At 39.3% G+C, this 22,332-nt stretch carries 21 protein-coding genes and 1 other RNA gene; 19 read left to right on the forward strand and 3 right to left on the reverse strand.

Annotated features, from left to right (window positions below):
• Positions 1-158 precede the first annotated feature (158 nt).
• The 10 genes from CDZ88_RS06640 (at position 159) to CDZ88_RS06685 (ending at position 9,297) form a co-directional block, all read left to right on the forward strand.
• Entirely contained in the window at positions 159-1,097 is a 939-nt protein-coding gene (locus tag CDZ88_RS06640) for a ketopantoate reductase family protein (RefSeq protein WP_100372798.1), read from the forward strand.
• An 87-nt stretch (positions 1,098-1,184) separates the two neighbouring features.
• Positions 1,185-3,482 carry a DEAD/DEAH box helicase gene (locus CDZ88_RS06645; RefSeq protein WP_100372799.1) on the forward strand — a complete coding sequence of 766 codons (2,298 nt, stop codon included), beginning with the start codon at positions 1,185-1,187 and terminating at the stop codon, positions 3,480-3,482.
• A complete protein-coding gene (locus tag CDZ88_RS06650) occupies positions 3,472-4,746 on the forward strand; it encodes a ribonuclease H-like domain-containing protein (protein WP_100372800.1) in 1,275 nt (424 codons plus the stop codon). Before CDZ88_RS06645 ends, CDZ88_RS06650 begins: the two co-directional genes overlap by 11 nt.
• 373 nt (positions 4,747-5,119) lie before the next feature.
• On the forward strand, positions 5,120-5,665 hold the full coding sequence (locus CDZ88_RS06655) for a spore coat protein (protein WP_100372801.1): 546 nt from the start codon (positions 5,120-5,122) through the stop codon (positions 5,663-5,665).
• A 103-nt stretch (positions 5,666-5,768) separates the two neighbouring features.
• Positions 5,769-6,338 carry an SLOG family protein gene (locus CDZ88_RS06660; RefSeq protein ID WP_100372802.1) on the forward strand — a complete coding sequence of 190 codons (570 nt, stop codon included), beginning with the start codon at positions 5,769-5,771 and terminating at the stop codon, positions 6,336-6,338.
• Between the two features lie 82 nt (positions 6,339-6,420).
• A complete protein-coding gene (gene gpsB / locus CDZ88_RS06665) occupies positions 6,421-6,732 on the forward strand; it encodes a cell division regulator GpsB (protein ID WP_100372803.1) in 312 nt (103 codons plus the stop codon).
• A 34-nt stretch (positions 6,733-6,766) separates the two neighbouring features.
• Positions 6,767-7,192: a reverse transcriptase-like protein gene (locus CDZ88_RS06670; RefSeq protein WP_100372804.1), complete on the forward strand. Its 426-nt coding sequence runs from the start codon at positions 6,767-6,769 to the stop codon at positions 7,190-7,192.
• A gap of 32 nt (positions 7,193-7,224) precedes the next feature.
• Positions 7,225-7,613: RNase P RNA component class B (gene rnpB, locus CDZ88_RS06675), an RNA gene on the forward strand.
• A 151-nt stretch (positions 7,614-7,764) separates the two neighbouring features.
• Positions 7,765-8,904 (forward strand): THUMP domain-containing class I SAM-dependent RNA methyltransferase, encoded by a 1,140-nt coding sequence (locus tag CDZ88_RS06680; RefSeq protein WP_100374617.1) that lies wholly within the window; start codon positions 7,765-7,767, stop codon positions 8,902-8,904.
• 144 nt (positions 8,905-9,048) lie between these two features.
• Positions 9,049-9,297 carry a DUF2564 family protein gene (locus tag CDZ88_RS06685; protein ID WP_100372805.1) on the forward strand — a complete coding sequence of 83 codons (249 nt, stop codon included), beginning with the start codon at positions 9,049-9,051 and terminating at the stop codon, positions 9,295-9,297.
• 18 nt (positions 9,298-9,315) lie between these two features.
• Here the strand turns inward: CDZ88_RS06685 and CDZ88_RS06690 are convergent, their stop codons facing one another.
• Positions 9,316-9,642, reverse strand: coding sequence for an iron-sulfur cluster biosynthesis family protein (locus tag CDZ88_RS06690; RefSeq protein ID WP_100372806.1), 327 nt, complete (start codon positions 9,640-9,642; stop codon positions 9,316-9,318).
• A gap of 159 nt (positions 9,643-9,801) precedes the next feature.
• On the opposite strand from CDZ88_RS06690, the gene CDZ88_RS06695 reads away from it, so the two are divergent.
• The 3 genes from CDZ88_RS06695 (at position 9,802) to CDZ88_RS06705 (ending at position 12,145) form a co-directional block, all read left to right on the forward strand.
• Positions 9,802-11,319, forward strand: a complete 1,518-nt coding sequence (locus CDZ88_RS06695; RefSeq protein WP_100372807.1) for a carboxypeptidase M32 — start codon at positions 9,802-9,804, stop codon at positions 11,317-11,319.
• 146 nt (positions 11,320-11,465) lie between these two features.
• Positions 11,466-11,759, forward strand: coding sequence for a hypothetical protein (locus CDZ88_RS06700; protein WP_100372808.1), 294 nt, complete (start codon positions 11,466-11,468; stop codon positions 11,757-11,759).
• A gap of 74 nt (positions 11,760-11,833) precedes the next feature.
• Complete coding sequence (locus CDZ88_RS06705) at positions 11,834-12,145, forward strand: DUF3221 domain-containing protein (protein WP_100372809.1); 312 nt, start codon at positions 11,834-11,836, stop codon at positions 12,143-12,145.
• Here the strand turns inward: CDZ88_RS06705 and CDZ88_RS06710 are convergent.
• Both CDZ88_RS06710 and CDZ88_RS06715 read right to left on the reverse strand, forming a co-directional pair.
• Complete coding sequence (locus CDZ88_RS06710; protein WP_100372810.1) at positions 12,142-12,879, reverse strand: YwaF family protein; 738 nt, start codon at positions 12,877-12,879, stop codon at positions 12,142-12,144. The two genes, CDZ88_RS06705 and CDZ88_RS06710, sit on opposite strands and share 4 nt — an antisense overlap.
• Before the next feature lie 93 nt (positions 12,880-12,972).
• A complete protein-coding gene (locus tag CDZ88_RS06715) occupies positions 12,973-14,067 on the reverse strand; it encodes a tyrosine-type recombinase/integrase (protein ID WP_100372811.1) in 1,095 nt (364 codons plus the stop codon).
• Positions 14,068-14,241: 174 nt separating this feature from the next.
• Here CDZ88_RS06715 and CDZ88_RS06720 point away from each other — a divergent pair, with 174 nt between their 5' ends.
• The 6 genes from CDZ88_RS06720 to fabG all read left to right on the forward strand — a co-directional run bounded on the left by CDZ88_RS06720 (position 14,242) and on the right by fabG (position 22,316).
• Complete coding sequence (locus CDZ88_RS06720; protein ID WP_100374618.1) at positions 14,242-15,174, forward strand: D-2-hydroxyacid dehydrogenase; 933 nt, start codon at positions 14,242-14,244, stop codon at positions 15,172-15,174.
• 142 nt (positions 15,175-15,316) lie between these two features.
• A complete protein-coding gene (locus tag CDZ88_RS06725) occupies positions 15,317-16,498 on the forward strand; it encodes an acetyl-CoA C-acetyltransferase (protein ID WP_100372812.1) in 1,182 nt (393 codons plus the stop codon).
• 90 nt (positions 16,499-16,588) lie between these two features.
• Positions 16,589-18,295: a sigma 54-interacting transcriptional regulator gene (locus CDZ88_RS06730; RefSeq protein ID WP_100372813.1), complete on the forward strand. Its 1,707-nt coding sequence runs from the start codon at positions 16,589-16,591 to the stop codon at positions 18,293-18,295.
• Positions 18,296-18,644: 349 nt separating this feature from the next.
• Positions 18,645-20,219 (forward strand): acyl CoA:acetate/3-ketoacid CoA transferase, encoded by a 1,575-nt coding sequence (locus tag CDZ88_RS06735; protein WP_100374619.1) that lies wholly within the window; start codon positions 18,645-18,647, stop codon positions 20,217-20,219.
• Positions 20,220-20,240: 21 nt separating this feature from the next.
• Complete coding sequence (locus tag CDZ88_RS06740; protein ID WP_100372814.1) at positions 20,241-21,527, forward strand: GntP family permease; 1,287 nt, start codon at positions 20,241-20,243, stop codon at positions 21,525-21,527.
• Between the two features lie 48 nt (positions 21,528-21,575).
• Positions 21,576-22,316, forward strand: coding sequence for a 3-oxoacyl-[acyl-carrier-protein] reductase (gene fabG / locus CDZ88_RS06745; protein ID WP_100372815.1), 741 nt, complete (start codon positions 21,576-21,578; stop codon positions 22,314-22,316).
• Positions 22,317-22,332 lie beyond the last annotated feature (16 nt).

Genomic DNA, 22,332 nt, shown 5'->3' on the forward strand with positions numbered 1-22,332 from the left:
ACTTTTGTGTAAGTGATTTACGTCTTTTATTTGCATAAAATTTTAATATGATTTCACATACCGTACAAGTAACAATATTTTAAAACCGAAAAACTATTAAAAAATTCTGATAGATTATATACTAATGAACAAGAAATAAAAAGGAGTTGATATATTTCATGAAATTTCTAATTGTTGGTGCTGGAGCTGTAGGTGGCTATTTTGGTGGACGTCTTCTCGAAAAAGGGGAAGATGTGACCTTTCTCGTTCGATACAAACGTCAAGAACAGCTATTGGATCAAGGGTTACTAATTGAGAGTATCCACGGCGACTTCCGAAGCATCCCAAAAACCATAGTTGAAGGGGAAAAAGGTCAGTTTGATGTGATTATGATTGGCACGAAATCGTATCATTTAGAACAAGCAATTGAAGCGGTAAAGCCTTTCTTACATGAAAAAACGGTAGTTATACCAATGTTAAATGGATTTGCTCATCTAAATATATTAAAACAAGCATTTAGACAAGATAAGATTCTCGGAGGGTTATGTTTCATTGAATCAACCGTTACTGAAGAGGGTCTTATCCAGCAAACAAGCAAAGTTCATCAATTTATGTTTGGCGAGTTTGATGGTACGTACTCAGAACGAGTTCAAAAGATTGAACAAGCCTTTTCAAATACAAATGCGATGATTAAGGTTAGTGATTCGATCCTACAAGAGATGTGGCATAAATACTTATTTATTACAACGATGTCAGGCGTTACGTCTTTATTTAAGCAACCAGTTGGTCCGATAAGAGAACTTGCTGAAGGGAAAGCAACAATTAAAGCTTTATTGAAAGAAATAGCTACAATTATGCGTGCAGAAGGTGCCCCTTTAGCAGAAGGGATTGAAGAGATTCAATACGAGCGATTTCTATCTCTTGAAGCTGGTATGAAGTCTTCAATGCAGCGAGATATGGAGAAACGTGGGTTGGTTGAGGTCGATCACTTGCAAGGTTATTTATTAGAAAAAGCTGCTGACCATCGACTAAAGGCACCGATATTAACGACGGTTTATGTTAATTTAAAATTATATGAAAAACAATTGCATGAAGAGAAACGCTGGTCCCTTTTATAAAGGGGCTAGTTTTTTTGCATTGTTCAACCTAGAAAAACAAACAAACATTCGCTACAATGAAGATATAAGATGATTGAGGTGGATTGAATGTTTAAGAAAACACTTGAGCAAGTATTAGAGGAAATCAAATCAAGTGAAGAGACAAAAGACCAGATTATACATTGGGAAGTGTTAGAAGCTGTTGAAGCGAAGACGAAGCCTTTCCCAGTAACTATAGATAAAAAGATTCAACTTGCCCTGAGAAAAAGAGGGATTGGAGAATTGTATATTCATCAACATGAAGCGATTACTCACGCGACAAAAGGGAACCATGTTGTCGCAGTAACCCCAACAGCATCAGGGAAAACATTGTGTTACAACATACCTGTTTTGCAGCAGATTTTAAAGGATGAAGAGAGTCGTGCGCTGTATTTATTCCCGACTAAAGCATTAGCTCAAGATCAAAAAAGTGAAATGAATGAGCTGATTGAAGAAATGGGAGTAGATGTGAAGTGCTTTACCTATGACGGAGATACAGCCCCTACCATTAGACAAGCCGTTAGAAAAGCTGGTCATGTCGTTATTACGAACCCTGATATGCTTCATTCAGCGATTTTACCTCATCACACAAAATGGGTAGCCTTTTTTGAAAACCTAAAATATGTCGTAATCGATGAACTTCATACGTACCGTGGTGTATTTGGTAGTCATGTTGCTAATGTGGTTCGTAGATTGAAACGAATTGCTGCTTACTATGGCTGCTATCCAACTTTTATTTGTACGTCAGCCACAATCGCCAATCCTAGAGAGTTGGCCGAAGAATTGACCGGTCAACCAATGAAGTTAGTTGACCAAAACGGTGCACCAAGAGGAAAAAAGCATTTTCTCTTTTACAATCCACCGGTTGTGAATGAATCGATGAACATCCGTAAGAGTGCAACGGTTGAAGTAAATAATCTAGCAAAACATTTCTTACAAAACAAAATTCAAACGATTGTTTTTGCTAAAAGCCGTGTTCGAGTAGAGATTATATTAAGTCACCTACAAGAGTTAACGAAAAAACAGATCGGTCCAGATACGATCCGTGGCTACCGCGGTGGTTATTTACCTAAACAACGACGAGAGATTGAAAGAGGATTACGCTCTGGTGACATCATAGGCGTTGTAAGCACGAATGCGCTTGAACTTGGTGTAGATATTGGACAATTACAGGTATGCATCATGACAGGGTACCCAGGTTCAATTGCAAGTGCGTGGCAACAGGCAGGTCGGGCAGGGCGGAGACAGAATGAATCGGTGATTATTATGGTGGCAGGTTCTACTCCGATTGATCAATATGTGATCAATCACCCTGATTATTTCTTTGAGCGTTCACCTGAATCAGCGCGGATTAATCCAGATAATTTAGTCATCTTAGTTGATCATTTAAAGTGTGCTGCCTATGAGCTTCCATTTAGACAAGGTGAGACGTTTGATGGGGTGGAGATTGAGGATATACTAGAGTTTCTTACAGAAGAAAAGGTTCTTCTTCATCGAGTAGATAAGTGGTATTGGATGAATGATGCATTCCCTGCACACGGGATTAGTCTCCGGTCAGCTTCACAAGAGAATGTGATCATCATTGATCAATCGGATGTAGCGAAACCACAGGTCATTGGTGAAATGGATCGGTTTAGTGCAATGACACTTCTACATGACGAGGCGATTTATCTTCATCAAGGTGTGCAGTACCAAGTGGAATACCTCGATTGGGATGAAAAGAAAGCATTTGTGCGTGAAGTTGCTGTTGAATACTTTACGGATGCTAACTTAGCTGTTCAATTAAAGGTGTTAGAAGAGGATTTAGAAAAAGAGGAAGCATTTGCTAAGATCTCATTTGGGGATGTAATGGTAAATGCAAAGGCGACTCTTTTTAAGAAAATTAAATTAACAACGTTTGAAAATATCGGTTCTGGTCCGATTCATTTGCCTGAAGAAGAGCTTCATACGAATGCTATGTGGGTCAGCTTTTACGACTCGGTTGTCTCGGAGTATAGTGAGGGAGCCTTTGACCAAGCATTAATTGGACTTGCTCATTTGTTTCAACATGTTGCTCCTGTCTTTGTTATGTGCGACCGATCTGATTTGCATGTAATTCCTCAGATGAAAGCTGATCATTCAGAAAAACCGACGATCTTTATGTACGATCGATATCCTGGTGGGATCGGACTTGCTAAAGAAGTATATAAAAATATCGATCTTATATTAGAGAATGTGACAACGCTTGTGCAATCTTGCTCATGTGAACACGGCTGTCCAGCTTGTGTTGGAGCATCAGGCGAAGCAGGAAATCAAGTGAAATCAACAGTCATGCGACTAGTGAAAATGTTGCAAACGGTGCAGAGGGGAGAAAGTAATGGCGCTTAAAAACAAATTGAACCGTTTGAAAAAACATATGAACATCAATTCAATCAATGAAGAAACTGCTCCCTCTAAATCAAATCAACCAATCCAAGACGAAACAACCATTCCTTATTTAGCGAAATGGAACGAGCTTGATACACAAGCTGTTTACTTTGAAGATCAATATACATTGATTCGTGAAGTCCGTCTTCCAATATCAACAAAACATGGTGCCTATACATTTGCTCACCTATCAGGAGTCATAGATCGGTGGCAGTCTTTTTCTTCATCCCACCCACTTTCTGCAAAAGGAAAAGGGGTTGAAGATCTTTTATTTTTTGACACAGAAACAACCGGATTGAGCAACGGAGCTGGAAACAGAATTTTTTTATTAGGTAGTGCACAGATTATCGGCGACGAAGTCATTGTACGTCAATATTTCTTACCAGGTCCAGAAGCAGAAGTGGCTTTCTATCATCATTTCTTAACGGATGTAGGTGCTATGAAGAACCTCGTTACTTATAATGGAAAAGCGTTTGATTGGCCGCAAGTCAAAACTAGGCATACCTTTGTTCGTGATCAAGTTCCTATGCTTCCTAAATTTGGTCACTTTGACTTGTTGCATGCGTCAAGAAGATTGTGGAAAGAGCAACTCTCAACTTGTAAATTATCCACGGTCGAAAAAGAAATTCTACAATTTGAGAGGGTCAGTGATACTCCTGGTTATATGGCCCCTATGCTTTATTTTGATTTCTTGCACGAACAAGATCCGGCATTTGTTCAAGGAATCATACAGCACCATGAGTGGGATGTTTTATCATTAATAACTCTATACATCGATATTTCCGAACGGATTTTTAAAGCACTCGAGAAGCAGATAGCAAACCCTATAGAATCGTACAAAATGGCACGCTGGTTTGATTATATTGGTGAACGAGAGATCGCTATGCCCTTATACGAAAAATTGCAAGAGATAGAGTCTGTCGTTCAATTAAAAAGCAAATGGGCCTATGCACAAATCTTAAAACAAAACAAACAGCTTCCAAAAGCAGAGGCAGTATTTAATCAATTGCTAATTGTTGAAGAAGAGTTTGTAGTAGAAAGTGCGGTCGAATTAGCGAAGATCGCGGAACATCATCATAAAGATTATGATAAGGCCTTAGACTTTTCTAATAAGGCATACCAACTATTTAGTGACAGAAAGTATGTTAACAAAAACAAAGATCATAAGATGGAGGTCGACATCATCAAACGGGTAGAGCGACTTCAAAGAAAAAGCTCAAAGTAATTCATATCTGAGCAGGTTCCTACACAGACTTGTTACAATTTTGTGAACGTAAGTGAAAATGCTCGATTCTTCAGAAAAAAGAATTGTCTTACATTCCAAAACAAAGTAAAATATGTACTGGAATTTGAGTTGAAGAAAAGAGTGAGAAAAGTATGAGTAGAGCTTTATTAATCTTATTTTTTGTGATGATCGGTTTAACTGTCTTTGTGATGAGTGAATTAAAAACGGAGGCGCACCACGAAACACACAACCACGGCCCAATCTCGTCAAATCACGAGATAATAGCATAGAATTAGGTGAAACAACTAGTACACACGTGTACATACTGACATAGGTTAATATTGACTCACCAATAAAAGGAGGAAGTTAACCTATGTATAACAAATGTCATCAACCACCTAAGTGTAGTAAAGTAATGCCGGCTGTTGTTCATCCGACAAAGTGTAACGTCACTCAGAAGTCTTGTGAATATATCGTACCAGAAGTTCACCCAACGCATACAACACATGTAACAAACCATGTGTATAAGCATGTTCACAGCTTCCCGCACACAGATTCATTTGATCAAACGATCTCAAATCAACAGTTTGTAGATAATGGACCAGGCCCTCAGATTGCAGGTCAAATGATGCCGCCTCGTCCTCCGATGGGCGGTTTCGGCCCTCAAGGAATGGGTGGCTTTGGCCCTCAAGGAATGGGTCCTATGGCCGGACCTAACATGGCTCCTATGGGCTTTGGACCAATGGGTGGAGCAAATATGGCTCCTATGGCTGGACCTAACATGGCTCCTATGGGCTTTGGACCAATGGGTGGAGCGAATATGGCTCCTATGGCCGGGCCGAACATGGGTCCTATGGATCAAGGTAAAGGAAAAGGTAAAGGCGGCAACGGTTCTTGCGGATGTAGCTACGGTCGTTAATTCCGTCTCGAATAGACAATGATCTCAAGGTCTAGACTAATTCATGAAGATTTGAACAATCATGAAGGTTTAGACCTTCATTTTTTAAAAAGGTGGAGAGAAGATGAAGGTTCTTGCGGTCTCAGGCTATAAAGCACATGAATTAGGCATTTTCGACCCGAAACATCAAGGTGTTACCTACATAAAAAAAGCGTTGGAACAAAAATTTCGTTCCTATATTAATGAGGGGTTAGAATGGGTCATCATAAGCGGGCAGCTAGGTGTTGAGATTTGGGCGGCGGAAGTGATTTTAATGTTAAAAAAAGAATTTCCAGAAGTGAAGCTATCCGTCTTAACACCTTTTCTACAACAAGAAGATCGTTGGAAGGAAGAGACGAAAGAACATTATCGATCTATTCTCCAACAAGCAGATTATGTTGACAGTATTACAAAACGACCGTATGATAATCCCGCGCAACTTCGAATGAAAAATGAATTCATCATTCAAAAGTCAGACGCAATTCTTTTATTAATTGATGAGGATAAGGTAGGGTCTCCTCATTATTATTTAGAACCAGCGAAAAAAAAGGCCGAAACAAAAGACTATCCTATTTATACAATTACGCCTGAGGACCTAGATATTCTCATCCAAGAAGTTGAGATGGAAAGGCAAGATAATTGGCCGAATGAATAATACAAATTGACAAGTGAACGATCTTTTGAAAAAATAGAAAGAAATAACCTTTATGGTTGAACAGTTACTGAGGTGATTAATAATGAATAGTCAAGAAGTTCGTTTGTCCGCAAAAGATATTTTAGATAAAGAATTTAAAACAAGTATGCGCGGTTATAATCCAGATGAAGTTGATAAGTTTCTTGACTCTGTTATTCAAGATTATGAAGCTTTCCAAAAGAAAGTGACACAACTTGAACAAGAAAATCAAAAACTGCGTCGGGAAATGAAGCAGCAATCTGAACGCCCACAGCGTCAGACACCAACTCCGAGTGCAGGAAGCACAAATTATGATATTCTTCAGCGCTTATCGAATTTAGAGAAAAAAGTATTCGGTAGTAAATTATACGACTGATTTATAGGTTGGTTGAGGCTAAGGAGAGAGGCCGTTGATCGATGTTTATATTGATGGAGCAAGCGCCGGGGACCCGGGCCCTTCTGGGGCAGGAGTTTTTATTAATTACAAGGATGGGCAGGTTGAGCATTTTTCCATCCCATTAGAAGTGATGTCGAATCACGAAGCTGAGTATGAGGCGTTATTACATGCTTTAAGAATTTGTGTGGATAAAGGGTTCAAGCATGTATCATTTCGAACAGACTCACAACTTATTGATCAAGCAATTGAAAAACGATATGTGAAAAAAGTTCGATACCAACCGTATTTACGTGAAGCTCTTGTACTTATCGATTCATTTGAGCTATTTTTCATGAAGTGGATTCCGAGTAAGCAAAACCGTAATGCAGATGAACTTGCTAGAAAAGCAATTCAACTAGACAAGGGAATAATTACCCTTGATTTGACGGAGAAGAATTAGTATAATTAAATTTGTCGCTTATGACAGCTGAACTGTTTAGGTAATTGCTGCACGTTTTTCGTGTAGAGGAAAGTCCATGCTCGCACAGGCTGAGATGCCTGTAGTGTTCGTGCCTAGCCAATTCATAAGCTAGGGTAGTCTGGCTTTTAGCTGGGCTAACGGCAAGTGAGACACCTAAGTCTTAGGATATGGTGTGAACACTTTGAAAGTGCCACAGTGACGGAGTCTATTTGGAAACAAATAGAGTGGAACGAGGTAAACCCCACGAGCGAGAAACCCAAAATTAGGTAGGGGCATTTTCTGAACGGGAAATGAACGGTTCAGATGAACAAGATATAGATCTTGTAGACAGATGATTACCACCGGCGTACGAGGCTCATCACCGCTTGTAGTACTAAGGTACAGAACATGGCTTATCGAACAGTTACAGGATGACTTGAATAAGTGACTTTGAGAAATCCCCTCTAACAGGGGTTTTTTTCATTTATATGTGTTTTATCATTCGATTTGTCACAGCGTAGGACAAATCGTATAATAGAGATAACTGTTTTTACATAAGGAGACACGGAATGATGAATAAAGTGACGTTAATTGCTACAGCGACAATGGGACTTGAAGCGATTGTTGCAAGAGAAGTAAAAGATTTAGGTTATAACGATGTGAAAGTTGAAAATGGCCGAGTGGAATTTACCGCAGATGTAAGTGCGATTCCACGTGCAAATTTATGGCTACGCACAGCTGATCGTGTAAAAATTAAAGTAGGTGAATTTAAAGCTTACACGTTTGATGAACTATTTGAAAAAACAAAAGCTCTTCCGTGGGCAGATTTGATTCCTGTTGATGCAGAGTTTCCCGTGATCGGAAAATCTGTCAAATCAACTTTGTTTTCTGTCTCAGATTGTCAGGCAATCGTTAAAAAAGCGGTTGTAGAGAGCATGAAATTAAAACATAAACTTGACTGGTTTGACGAGGACGGTGCGTTTTACCGGATTGAAGTTGCTCTTTTGAAAGATGTAGCGACTTTAACGATCGACACAAGTGGGACCGGACTTCATAAGCGTGGGTATCGTTACCATCATAATGAGGCACCCTTGAAAGAAACACTTGCTGCAGCGATGATTATGCTAACTAATTGGAAGCCAGACCGTCCTTTTGCAGATCCGTTCTGTGGGTCAGGTACCTTACCGATTGAAGCAGCAATGATTGGTCAAAATATAGCTCCTGGATTCAATCGTGAGTTTGCATCAGAAGATTGGCATTGGATCGGGGAAGATAAGTGGAATGAAGCGAGACAAGAAGTTGAAGACCTCGCTAATTATGATCAACCTCTTGATATTTTAGGGGCAGATATTGATCATCGTTCTGTTGAATTGGCACAAAATAATGCCATGGAAGCGGGATTTGATGAATTAATTCAATTCAAGCAAATGCAAGTGAAAGACTTCCGTCACAAAGGACAATATGGCGTATTAATCGGTAACCCTCCATATGGCGAACGCTTAGGCGAACGACCAGAAGTAGAAGAAATGTATCGTGATATGGGCGAAGCATTTAAATTACTTGATACATGGTCAATCTATATGTTAACGTCACACGAACAATTTGAGACATTTTACGGCAAGAAGGCTAGTAAAAAACGCAAACTTTATAACGGGAACATTAAAACAGACTATTATCAATTCTTTGGGCCAAGACCACCTAGAAAAGATTAATCATCATTCGAGTTGAAGACATCATATTTATGATGTCTTCTTTTATAGAGTAAATCATAATAATATTATGTAAACAAAGTATATGTATAAAGATCACCTCATTTGTGCAAAGTATAAACAGTAAGATAGAAATGAGGGATATCAATGAGTGAAGAGTATAACGAGTTGCAACAAGTAGAGATGGCAATTAAATCCGCTCAACGTATGGTTGGACAAGCAACCGTGAATATGGATGCAGAACAACTCGAAGCAGCAACAGAGGCTGTCAATCAAGCTAAGGATCAATACAAAAAAGCTGTTACACATCAAACAGGTGTCGACCAACAATTTTTTGAGTTCTCAGAAGAGTTGCTAGCTAAAGTGGATCAGCAACTAAAAGAAGCAAAAAAATAACCGACTGCATGCAGTCGGTTATTTTTTATGGTCATTACCATTAAAATCAGGATGATCTGTTTGTTCAAATTTCGGACTATGGAAATCAAGATAGCCGAAATCCTCACTATAATCTATCGTCATCCCATCTAAATACCAAAAGTCATCCTCATTTACAAAAAAGATGACACCCTTTTTTTCTACGGTATAAGACGTTACTTGTGGATCTTCTTTCATTACCCCAACCGAGAAGCCGCCAGATCCAACTCCACCCACTCTTACAAATAAGCGTAAAGTATCTCCAGTTTTTAATGGCAACTCATTTATATAAAATGTACTTGCTGCATCCGTTATGTTAAATTCCAATACAATAACCTCCTATAACATACACACCATATCATATCTTTCGACAAGAATACAGAAAAATCATCGTTTATTTGAAGGTATTATAGGGCGAGTGTAGAATGTAATGATAGACAGAGTATTTCTGTTAAATGGATGTGAAAAGAAAGGTGGATTATACATATGAGTGAACGAATCAAAAAAGTAGAGCAAGACTTTTTAGCTTATACAAAAAAGATGGAGGACTACGGTCAGGCATTGTCTTTATTAGCTTGGGATGCACGCACAGGTGCACCTAAAAAAGGCATACCACAGCGGTCTGAAGTGATCGGTACCCTTTCCTCAGAACTATTTCAATTATCTACATCAGAGGAAATGGCTTCTTTTTTAGTAGAATTACGCGAAGAAAGTGCTCAAGAACACTTATCTGAAGTAACGAAGAAAAGTGTAGAATTATGCCATAAGGAATTTGAGCGTAATATGAAGATCCCTAAGGATGAATACAAAGAATATGTTATGCTGCAATCTCAATCAGAGTCGATTTGGGAAGAAGCGAAGGATAAGGCTGACTTTGAAATGTTCAGACCGAACCTTGAGAAGCTAGTTGAATTCAAAAAGCGTTTTGTTGGCTACTTAGGACATAACGGACATCCTTACAATACGTTACTTGATGACTTTGAGCCAGGTGTTTTTGTGGATACAATCGACAAAGTATTTGGGGAACTTCGTGATCAGTTAATTCCGCTTGTAAAAGAAGTAACTGAATCTAAGCACCAACCACGCACTGATTTCTTATTTGAACAATTTCCACGTGAGAATCAAAAAGCGTTAAGTAGCGATATATTAAAAGAAATTGGCTATGACTTTGAAGCTGGAAGATTAGATGAAACGGTTCATCCTTTTGCCATTGGAATTAATCCAAATGATGTCCGCGTTACAACGAAGTATAACGAAAGAGATTTCAGAGTCTCGTTATTTGGTACGATCCATGAAGGTGGTCATGCGTTATATGAGCAAAATATTTCACAAGACTTGGTTGGAACGCCATTATGTGACGGTACATCCATGGGTATTCATGAATCTCAATCTCTATTTTGGGAGAAATTTGTTGGGAAGAATTTTGGTTTTTGGGAACGTAATTACGACTTAATCAAAAAACACTCAGCTGGACAATTTGACGATGTGTCATTAGATGAGTTTTATTTTGCGGTCAATCAATCGAAACAGTCATTAATTCGTATTGAAAGTGATGAGTTGACCTATTGCCTTCATATCATCCTTCGCTATGAGCTTGAAAAGGCCTTAATGCAAGGAGAAATTGAAGTGAAAGATCTACCTCGTTTATGGAATGATAAAATGGAAGAGTATTTAGGCATTCGTCCTGAACATGATGGTGAAGGCGTCTTACAAGATGTTCATTGGTCATTTGGTGCGTTTGGATACTTCCCTTCTTATGCACTCGGTTATATCTACTCCGCTCAATTAAAAGAGGCGATTGAACGCGACTTACCTAACTTTGATGAACTTATTCGTACGGGTGATTACGCGCCTATCCGAAATTGGATGACGGAAAATGTTCATAAGCACGGGAAGATGAAAAAGCCGGCTGAAATTATTAAGGACATTACTGGTGGTGGCATTGATTCCAAGCCATTGGTTCGCTACTTAGAAGAAAAGTATCGTCGTTTGTATAAGATTTAATCAGGTAGAGCTGTGCGCGAATGTACAGCTCTTCTTATTCTTTTATCACACAAGATCACTAACCGAGTACAGTCAACCAAACAAGCTAGGTGAGGTTGAATAGAATCATACAAGATATCCAATACTTGTGCTAGAGGTGATCATAAATGGATAGTTTGATTTTTGAACCAAGGAAAAAGCCAACCCATATTCAATTGAATGGATCAGATCAAATAGAGCAACTGTTAGGTGGTCCTATTTCAGAGTTTACGTATAAAAAAGATGGCCAAACGTATAAAACCTATTGCCGTCAAGACGCTTGGCGTAAACACCGAGAGGAAGTGGCTGCTGTGTATGGTCCTGTCGTTTTAACACCACTTTCAAAAGTGTCTTTAAACCAAAGCGACATCGAGCGATTGGTGCAAACTGGACTAGAATTTGAAAGATGGGAAGTTCATTAATGGTGGATTCGTTCTACAATGAAAGGAAAAGATAGTCATCTGTTTCATGATGGATGGAATGGAGGGGAATTCGATTGAAACGAGTCATATTTATTATTTTTCTTTCTATGCTATTGAGTGCTTGTGGGGAGAAATCATTCCCAACAACCGAGCCATACAAGGTGGGCATGATAACAGAAAAACTAGAGCATTCGATTCTAGTTGACCAAGACATCTACTTTGAAATCGATCATCAAACAGAAATCATTGATAAAAATGGGCAGCCACTCGCGAGCAGGGATTTATTAGTTGGGGATATGGTCCATGTTTGGACAGAGTCTCCTGTCCGAGAAACGTACCCGGCTCAAGGTTATGCTGAGCATATACAAAAAGAAGGAGCGAATTAATTTGCTCCTTCTTTTTGTTTGTTGATTTCTCGATGTCTGATGAAATGGAAGGGAAGATACAGCAGCCCATACATGAGAACGACGATTAATTGTAGTTGTAATATGTACCACGGATAGGGTCCAAGGAAATCAAGGATGCTTGGCCCTTCTGGTTTATGCGATAAAAACATATAGTTAGCTCCCGTTATGTAGTTTATGCCAAAAACAAAGAGAGCAATAACGTTTAAAAAGATATAAGAACGAATAGCCGATTTTACAGTTAATCTGAAGCCTTCTACCCATATCATATATAAAATCGAAAGAATAATGGCAATATGTGCGATGAAAAAATGCCAATAACGAAAATGTGGGAACGAGTAATAAAGGTCAGGTGTGAGGATCGCTTGTGTAGCTCCGGCGATACCAAAAAAGTAAACGACGTCTACTAACCATTTCTTCTTGCTAATGAGCATAAAGATGCTAAGAAATAAACTGATTGTACATAATTGTAATGGTAAATGAAAGCGAACGTCCCAGATTCCCGTTGAAACCGTCCAAATGAGAATGCTTACTTCAGATAGAAGTAACATACTTATAAGAACGGGTCTCATCACCGTTTTCATATAAGGCTTCTTACGATGGATAAAGAACCAGAAGATGAACACTGCGAATGCTGCTATTGCGCCTAAGTGAGCGATGGAAAGAAAGATGGGGTCTTCTGAATATACGCCTGGAGTGAAAAACGTTTGAATCAAGTAACCACCTCTTTTCCCAATCTCTTTCCATCATTTTACTATAATGATTAGGAACTTTAAATAGGCTTATTTAAATATGGTTTCAATAGATGTTCATTCTAATCCAATCGTTAATTGTCTAATCGCATCTTGTCGCGCTTGGTCTTGAACATGAGCATACACTTGTGTGGTTGCGACCGATTCGTGTCCGAGTAAACTTTGTACGGTTAATACATCCACACCATTGGCTACGAGTGCTGTAGCAAAACTATGACGTAGTTTATGAGCGGTAATGGTTTTGTTATGCAGTGCAGGCGTATGCTGCCTCGCTCGTTTCAATTGTCGTTGAATCATTTTTTGTAAGGCGCTTACCCGAATTTCTGTTGAGTATGACTTAGTTTGAAAATGGTAGCCAATAAAAACGGCATCCGTTGCTTTTTTTGGGCGATACGATTGTGGGATTGAAGCTAAGTATTGTTCCATTACGTTGATCGTTTCAATAGATAAAGGAATGGTTCGTTCTTTGTTTCCTTTTCCACGAATTTTTAATAATTGTTCCTCTGTAGAGTAATCTTTCATTTTTAAAGAGGAGAGTTCGGAAATTCGAAGTCCAGAACTTAGCAATAAATAAATCACAGCATAATCTCGCTCTAATAATTTTTCAGCATACTTACGTTGTCTAGAAGATAGAGTCGATGTGTCGCGGATGGCTTCTAACAATCGCTGGGCTTCTGATACTGTCAAAAACACTGGCTCTCGTTTACCAACTTTTGGACGTTCGACGCCACTAATCGGATTCACAGACGTTTCTCCTTTTTTTACGAGATAATCAAACAACGACTGTAAAGCAGATATTTTTCGATTAATCGTTCTTGGTTCATTTTCCATCTCGAGTGCTAAATAAGAAATATAATGTTCGATCGCGGCTTTTTCTAGTTGCAGAAACTCCTCAAGTGAAACATTTGAGGAAACAAAACTAGCATCTTCTGACACTCGTTTTACATATTGAAAGAAATAATGATAGTCATAAATATATCGCTGAACCGTTTGTTTGGAATATCCTAGTGAAATTCTACTAAGTAAATAATGTTGAATAAAGGAAGGGAGTGATTCGATTTTCCGGTATTGATTACGTATCCCTTCAGATAGAACATTCGTTTGTGTTTCGGTTGATTTATGTAGATCGTTCAATTTTGCAAACAATGACACTATACTCACCTCATCTCTAGTTTATCGTAAATTCTACGTTCTGTGAAATGTTGATTTCACAGAACGTAGATTACTCACTTATTTGCTACTTGTCCGGTAGAGTGTAAGTTAAGTTGATTTCCGTTGTCTGTATGAAATATCGGTGGTATGATCGAAGAAAATGAGGTGAATCTAGTGAAGATTAATCATATTCTAGTTATTAGTCAAAAGCACACGAAACTAAAAGCATTCCTAGATAAAGAAAGTCTTGCAAATGAATTTCGTTATTTACGGGAAGAAGATGTAGAAGAGGCGGATCTCAAGTGGGCAGATGCCGTTGTCGGTTTTAATCTAAAAAGAGACTTCGACCTTAGTCAGGTGAAATGGGTTCATTCACTAGGGGCAGGTGTCGATCGTTTTCTTCTTAATAAGGATTGGCCAGAGGATGTCATGCTTACAAGAACGGTCACATCATTCGGTGCGCGGATTGCAGAGTATAGCTTGAGCTATATATTAAAAGATATTCAGCTCCACGATGCGTTTCAACAGTTGCAAGAAGAAAGGCGCTGGGAACCGCAGACTCCTAAACTCATTCAAGATCAAACGGTTCTTCTCTATGGTACAGGGGAAATCGGACAAGTAGCAGCGAACCTATTTTCTTCATTAGGTATGAAGGTTTACGGCGTCTCATTAAGTGGGAAACAAAAGGAAAATTTTGAGAAAGTATATTCAATAGATTCCCCGATACCAAATGTAGAGGGCCTTGACTATGTTATTAATACTTTACCTCTAACAAAGGAAACAGAACATCTCTTCGACCAAAAGATGTTCGGGCAATTTTCAGAGATCGGGTTTATTAATGTAGGGAGAGGCGCATCGATTGTTGAAAGTGATCTTCTTGATGCATTAGAACGACAACATGTTCGCTTTGCGGTTCTCGATGTCTTTACAGAAGAACCGTTAGCTGAAGATCATTCCTTTTGGAGTCATTCTCTAATTACAATCACCCCGCATATTTCAGCTGTGACAACACCTGGAGAAGGAATCGCTTGTTTTGTCAAAACACTTAAAGCGATTGAAGAAGAAAAACCTCTCACAAATTTAGTAGATATTAAAAGAGGGTATTAAAAAATTATTTTCTTAGAATTTTATCTTGGCATAAAAATTGCATTAATAATTCTTGAAGGATTCGTTGTCTTTTTGTCGAATCGATCTATATATCAGAAAGTGTTGACATAGTTTTCTAGCAACATAAAGGAGGATTTTTATTATGAGAGAAGTAGTTATTGTAAGTGCAGCACGTACACCAGTTGGAACATTCGGAGGTACTCTATCAAGTGTACCTGCCGTTGAACTAGGAGCGATCGCTGCAAAAGAAGCCATTAAACGTGCAAACATCCAACCGGATATGGTAGATGAAGTATTAGTTGGTAATATCTTATCTGCTGGTTTAGGACAAAATTTAGCGCGCCAAATCGCTGTTTATGCGGGTATGCCCGAAACAACGCCTGCATTAACTATTAACAAGCTTTGTGGATCTGGTCTTCGTACAGTTAGTATGGCTGCTCAGTTTATCGCGCTAGGCGATGCTGATGTCATTGTTGCAGGTGGAGCAGAAAGCATGAGTCAAGCACCATACATTATGCCAGGGGCTCGTTGGGGTCAGCGTATGGGAGATGGAAAGATCGTCGATACAATGATTAACGATGCTCTAACAGATAAGTTCCACAACATTCACATGGGTGTAACAGCTGAGAATATCGCTGAACAATGGGGCATCACTCGTGAGGAGCAAGATGCTTTCGCTCTTCAAAGTCAACAGCGTGCAGAGAAAGCTCAAAAAGAAGGTATCTTTGATGAAGAAATCGTCCCTGTACCTGTACCACAACGTAAAGGTGACCCAATCATCGTCGACACAGATGAACACCCTAAACACGGCTTAACGATTGAGAAACTCGGTAAGTTACGTGCAGCATTTAAAAAAGATGGAACCGTCACAGCGGGTAACGCGTCAGGCATTAATGACGGGGCTGCTATGGTTGTCGTTATGGCGAAAGAAAAAGCAGAAGAACTTGGACTTGATATTTTAGCGACGATTGTTTCACATGGTCAAGCTGCACTTGATCCGAAAATCATGGGTTATGGCCCAGTGCCAGCGACTAAGAAAGCTCTTGCTAAAGCGAACCTTACTGTCGATGATCTTGATTTAATTGAAGCAAATGAAGCATTCGCAGCACAAGCGCTATCTGTTGTAAAAGATTTAAAATTAGACCCAGAAAAAGTGAACGTCAATGGTGGTGCCATCGCACTTGGACACCCAGTTGGTGCTTCAGGAACACGTGTACTTGTTACACTTCTACATGAAATGAAGCGTCGTGAAGCTAAGCGTGGTCTTGCTACGTTATGTATCGGCGGCGGACAAGGTACAGCACTTATTGTGGAACGTCCATAATTTGATAAAAATTGAAGAAGAGGGCTCCTTTTGAGCTCTCTTTTTTGTGATATACTAGGACCAATGAAAACGGTTAAGTGAGGCGAATGAATGTTGAATATGAAGGATTATGTTGGGGCGATTGAGCGCTCTTATGAACAGATGGAAGCGATGATTCGTTCGTTACCTTTTGGTGCGATTTTAACCGATTGTGAACATAGAATTCTGTTCCACAACGATATGTTTCAACGCATGGTTAAAAAAACACCGGAAGAGATTAAAGGACAAGTTTTAACTTCCTATATAGATGGTAATTTATTTAAAGGAATCTCAGAAGGTACGAATATACACGTAACTTTTCGCGAGCATGAGTTTATTTTACGTAGAGAAGAGACCATGATTCGTGACAATAAACATTTTGTCTATTTGATTTCCTCAATTAAAGAATTAGAAGATCTACTTCAAGTCGATCGGGAAAAAACGGAGTTACTAGAAACGGTTATGGAGTTTGCTTTTGATGGGATCGTTATTGTCGATAAAGATGGCTATATCACGATGTTAAATAAGGAATATGCTGAGTTCATTGGAATTGACCCAACAGATGCAGTCGGAAAACACGTGACAGAAGTGATTGAAAACACGAGAATGCACATTGTCGCAAAAACAGGAAAACCAGAAGTAGCAGATCTTCAACGAATCAACGGAGATTACATGATTGCTACTCGTATGCCTGTCATTAAAGGCGGAGAGGTAACGGGAGCTGTCGGACGTGTCTTATTTCAGAATGTCGGTGGATTTAATTCACTTTACAAACGAATCAAAATGATGGAAACCGAGTTAAAGAAATATAAGGGTGAGTTTCGTGAACAAAATAAAGCTACATACACGTTTCATCATATTGTCGGGACAAGTGAATCAGTGACTGATGCCAAACATCAGGCAGAACGTTCGGCACAAAGCGACTCAACTGTTCTATTACTAGGGGAGAGTGGAACTGGTAAAGAATTATTTGCTCATGCGATTCATAATGCAGGCAAACGTGCTCCTGGTTCCTTTGTTAAAGTAAACTGTGCAGCAATCCCACCTGACCTACTAGAATCAGAATTATTCGGGTATGAGGATGGTTCATTTACCGGCGCAAAAAAAGGTGGAAAAAAAGGAAAATTTGAAGCAGCAGACGGTGGAACCATTTTCTTAGATGAGATTGGGGAACTTCCTCTTCATATGCAAGTCAAGTTCTTACGTATTTTACAAGAAAGAGAAGTCGAGAAGATTGGATCGACAACGAGTAAGCCAATTGATGTGCGTGTGATCGCTGCCACGAATCGAAATTTAGAAGAAATGGTAGAGAAAGGTGAGTTTCGGTTGGATCTCTATTATCGATTGAATGTCGTAGCAATCAATATTCCGCCACTACGCCAACGAGAAAGTGATCTAGTCGAACTAAGTCATCATTTTATGAACAAATTAAGTCCAATTATGAAAAAACAAGTAGAAGGCATATCAAAAGAAGCTCAAAGATTGCTGAACCAATATCACTGGCCCGGCAATATTCGTGAGCTTGAAAATGTGATAGAACGTGCGATGAACATGCTTGACCGTGAGACGGTGATCAAGCCACTTCATCTGCCGACTAAACTTACGAATACAACAATGGAAGAAGACGTCGAAACATTAGCGCGATCCATTGAAAAAGCAGAAAAAGCAGCGATTATTCATGCGTTAAATTTCACAAAAGGCAATCGCTCCAAAGCGGCATCTGTCTTAGGGGTTAGTCGTTCAACGTTTTATGAAAAATTAACTAAATATGGAATTTAATTCACTCACCTTGTTTATGAAACAAGGTGAGTTTTCCGTTAAAACGGACAGTTATCTTGCTGTTTCTAGTATGTGTTCGGTAAGTAGGACACCAATTTACTCGAATGATCAGTATGTATGAAAATCTGTACAATATTTGATCGGGTTTGTTAAGTTTATCTGACGTAAACAATTTATCAGAATAATATTTGGATATATTCGGAAAAAAATATATGTTTTTTTGTGTAAAGCGTTTGTTCTGCTCGTTATTTAAAGTTGGCACACCTCTTGCATATAAGATTAGCGTACTTTTTCTTCGTGTAAGGTAGAGAAAGCGTATTCATAGATGTTGTAGGAGGTAAAAGACATGATTAATAAAGTAAAAACAGCAGAAGAAGCCGTGAAAATGATCCAAGATGGTTCTACGGTCGCAACAGGAGGATTCGTTGGGAACGGACACCCTGAAGCATTAACATCTGCACTTGAGCAACGTTTTATTGCTGAACAAAAGCCACAAAACTTGACGCTCATGTATGCAGCAGGACAAGGAGATGGTAGAGAGAAAGGGTTAAATCACCTTGGCCATGAATCACTTGTATCACGTGTCATTGGAGGTCACTGGGGACTCGCGCCAAAGCTACAAAAGTTAGCGATTGATAACAAAATCAAAGCGTACAATTTCCCTCAAGGTGTTATCTCTCATTTATTCCGTGATATTGCAGCGGGAAAACCTGGTACATTAACACATGTTGGATTAAAAACATTTGTTGATCCACGTAATCAAGGCGGAAAGTTAAACGAAAGTACGACAGAAGATCTTGTATCTTTGATGGAAGTAAACAACGAGGAATACTTATTTTATAAAACATTTCCAGTACACGTTGCGTTAATCCGTGGTTCATATGCAGATGAGGCCGGGAATTTAACTCTTCATAAAGAAGCAGGTACACTTGAGATTCTTTCCATTGCACAAGCTGCTAAAAACTCAGGAGGGATTGTTATTGCCCAAGTTGAGAAAATTGTCGAAAAAGGAAGCCTAGATCCTCGTTTAGTCAAAGTACCTGGAATTATCATTGATGCACTAGTTGTCGCTGAGCCTGAACATCACATGCAGACTTTTGCTGAGCAATATAATCCATCTTATTGTGGTGAAATGCGTGCGGTCAATCGTGATCTAAAACCTCTTCCATTAGATGAGCGTAAAGTCATTGCTCGTCGTTCTGCGATGGAACTTGAGCCGTATGCTGTCACGAATCTAGGGATTGGTATGCCTGAAGGTGTCTCTATGGTAGCAAACGAAGAAGGTGTCGATCACTTAATTAATCTCACAGTCGAGTCAGGCCCTGTTGGGGGAATTCCTGCAGGTGGAATGAGCTTCGGTGCTTCGATTAATCCAGATTGTATCCTAGACCAACCGTATCAGTTTGATTTCTATGATGGTGGCGGATTAGACGTAGCCTTCCTTGGTCTTGCTCAATTAGATAGTAACGGGAATGTAAACGTTAGTAAGTTCGGACCTAAAATTGCTGGTGCTGGTGGTTTCATCAACATCACCCAAAATGCAAAACGTGTGGTCTTCTGTGGGACATTTACAGCTGGTGGATTAGGTGTAGAAGTTACAGATGGTCAATTGAACATTACAAAAGAAGGTAAGATCAAGAAGTTCTTAAGTGATGTTGAACATATTACGTTTAGTGGTGATTATGCAAACGAAACGGGTCAAACCATTCTCTATATTACCGAGCGTGCAGTGTTTGAGCTTGGTCGTGAAGGAGTTGTTCTAACAGAAATCGCTCCTGGAGTCGATCTAGAACGTGATATTTTAGAACAAATGGACTTTAAACCAGTCATTTCTAAAAATTTAAAAACGATGGACGAACGTATTTTCCGCGCTGAAAAGATGGGCCTAGAGCTTAGAAGCGGAAAAGAAGTAATGTCTGTATAAAGATCATAAGGGGGAGTAGACATGTTAGGTATCATTTTAGGTTTAGTATTATTAATGTATCTTGCATACCGTGGCTGGTCGATCATTTGGGTTGCGCCAATCACAGCAGGGGTTGTTGCGATCTTTGGAGGACTTGATCTTCTAGATGCATATAAAAACACCTACATGGAAGGGTTCGTTAACTTTGCGAAGTTATGGTTCCCGGTATTCATGCTTGGTGCGATTTTCGGTAAATTAATGGAGGACACCGGTTCTGCTAGTTCCGTTGCTTCTATAATTACGAAAGTCATTGGTAAACAACGTGCAATTTTAGGTGTAATTGTAGCTTGTGCGGTCTTAACCTATGGTGGAGTTAGTTTATTCGTTGTAGTATTCGCTGTCTATCCATTGGCGATTGCTTTATTCCGTGAAGCGAACATTACTCGTCGTTTAATACCAGGTACGGTTGCTCTTGGTGCCTTCACATTCACGATGACTGCTGTTCCTGGTACACCACAAATTCAAAACCTAATTCCAACAGAGTATTACAATACTACAGCAATGGCTGCCCCTTTCATGGGTATTATTGCTGCACTAGTTATGGGTATAGGTGGATATGTGTACTTAACATGGAGAGAGAAACAAACTCGTGCGGCTGGTGAATTGTTTACTGAGCCAAAAGATCAAGATGTGGAAGAGATTGATGAATCAAAACTTCCAAATCCAATTCTTTCATTCTTACCATTAATTGCCGTTATCTTCACGTTGAACGTATTTAACTGGGATATCGTAGTTTCATTGATTACTGGTATTTTAATGATTATTGCCTTTAATTTTAAAATGATTAAGAAGTTTACAGATTCGGTAAACAAAGGGGCAAGTGGTTCGGTAATTGCCATTATTAACACGAGTGCAGCTGTAGGTTTCGGTGCAGTCGTTCGTGCTGTACCTGGATTTGAGAAACTAACAGATTTTGTGATGGGAATCCAAGGAAGCCCATTAATCTCACAAGCTGTAGCGATAAACATTTTAGCTGGTTCGACTGGTTCAGCATCAGGTGGTATGGGGATTGCCTTAGAAGCACTAGGTGATCGCTATATGGAATTATCTGTAGCAACAGGCATTCCACCTGAAGCGTTCCACCGCGTTGCATCGATTGCATCAGGTGGTCTTGATACACTTCCACATAACGGGGCGGTCTTAACGCTATTAACAATTACAGGAATGTCTCACAAAGATTCATATAAAGACATCTTCGTTGTTGGTTGTGCGATTCCTGTATTAAGTGTTATTGTTGCCATTATTTGTGGTTCTATTGGTATTATATAAGTAATCGATAAAAATATTGTTTTACTAGATAACTAGGAGGAAATGAAGATGAAATTACAAGATAAAGTAGCTATTATTACAGGTGCAGGTCGTGGAATTGGGGAAGCAACAGCTTTCAAATTCGCTAAAGAAGGTGCGAAAATTGTTGTTGCTGACATGAACGAAGAAGAAATCAACGCAACAGTTGCTGCATGTAAAGAACTGGGTGCAGAAGCAATTGGTTTCGTTGTCAATGTAACAAAGCGTGAAGAAGTAAAGAACTTATTTGCATACACAGTTGAAACATTTGGGCGCGTAGACGTTCTTGTGAACAATGCAGGAATCACTGCAGATGCTCAGTTATTAAAAATGACAGACGAGCAATGGGATCGTGTAATTGATGTAAACCTTAAAGGTGTATTCATCGCATCTCAAGAAGCTGCATCGATCATGAAGGAACAAAAAGGTGGCGTAATCTTAAACGCATCATCGATCGTTGGTTCGTTCGGTAACTTTGGTCAAACAAACTACGCTGCAACAAAATGGGGCGTAAACGGTATGACAAAAACATGGGCAAAAGAACTTGGACGTTTTAACGTTCGTGTTAATGCTGTTGCTCCTGGATTTATCCTAACGCCAATGACAGCAAAAATGCCTGATAAAGTTCTAGACATGATGAAAGACAAATCAGTATTAAATGACCTTGGTACTCCAGAAGATATTGCGAACGGTTATGCGTTCCTTGCTTCAGATGAAGCGCGCTTCATTACTGGAACAATTCTAAGCATTGACGGTGGCGTAGTCATCTAATGACATCCTTTCAAAA

This window comes from Bacillus sp. FJAT-45037 (genome assembly GCF_002797325.1).
GTDB lineage: Bacteria > Bacillota > Bacilli > Bacillales > Bacillaceae_D > Alkalihalophilus.

What these genes read in the sequence shown, in the direction of transcription:
- CDZ88_RS06640 (WP_100372798.1), top strand. Translation starts at nt 159, where the DNA reads ATGAAATTTCTAATTGTTGGTGCTGGAGCTGTAGGTGGCTATTTTGGT.
- CDZ88_RS06645 (WP_100372799.1), top strand. Translation starts at nt 1,185, where the DNA reads ATGTTTAAGAAAACACTTGAGCAAGTATTAGAGGAAATCAAATCAAGT.
- CDZ88_RS06650 (WP_100372800.1), top strand. Translation starts at nt 3,472, where the DNA reads ATGGCGCTTAAAAACAAATTGAACCGTTTGAAAAAACATATGAACATC.
- CDZ88_RS06655 (WP_100372801.1), top strand. Translation starts at nt 5,120, where the DNA reads ATGTATAACAAATGTCATCAACCACCTAAGTGTAGTAAAGTAATGCCG.
- CDZ88_RS06660 (WP_100372802.1), top strand. Translation starts at nt 5,769, where the DNA reads ATGAAGGTTCTTGCGGTCTCAGGCTATAAAGCACATGAATTAGGCATT.
- gpsB (WP_100372803.1), top strand. Translation starts at nt 6,421, where the DNA reads ATGAATAGTCAAGAAGTTCGTTTGTCCGCAAAAGATATTTTAGATAAA.
- CDZ88_RS06680 (WP_100374617.1), top strand. Translation starts at nt 7,765, where the DNA reads ATGAATAAAGTGACGTTAATTGCTACAGCGACAATGGGACTTGAAGCG.
- CDZ88_RS06685 (WP_100372805.1), top strand. Translation starts at nt 9,049, where the DNA reads ATGAGTGAAGAGTATAACGAGTTGCAACAAGTAGAGATGGCAATTAAA.
- CDZ88_RS06695 (WP_100372807.1), top strand. Translation starts at nt 9,802, where the DNA reads ATGAGTGAACGAATCAAAAAAGTAGAGCAAGACTTTTTAGCTTATACA.
- CDZ88_RS06700 (WP_100372808.1), top strand. Translation starts at nt 11,466, where the DNA reads ATGGATAGTTTGATTTTTGAACCAAGGAAAAAGCCAACCCATATTCAA.
- CDZ88_RS06725 (WP_100372812.1), top strand. Translation starts at nt 15,317, where the DNA reads ATGAGAGAAGTAGTTATTGTAAGTGCAGCACGTACACCAGTTGGAACA.
- CDZ88_RS06730 (WP_100372813.1), top strand. Translation starts at nt 16,589, where the DNA reads ATGTTGAATATGAAGGATTATGTTGGGGCGATTGAGCGCTCTTATGAA.
- CDZ88_RS06740 (WP_100372814.1), top strand. Translation starts at nt 20,241, where the DNA reads ATGTTAGGTATCATTTTAGGTTTAGTATTATTAATGTATCTTGCATAC.
- fabG (WP_100372815.1), top strand. Translation starts at nt 21,576, where the DNA reads ATGAAATTACAAGATAAAGTAGCTATTATTACAGGTGCAGGTCGTGGA.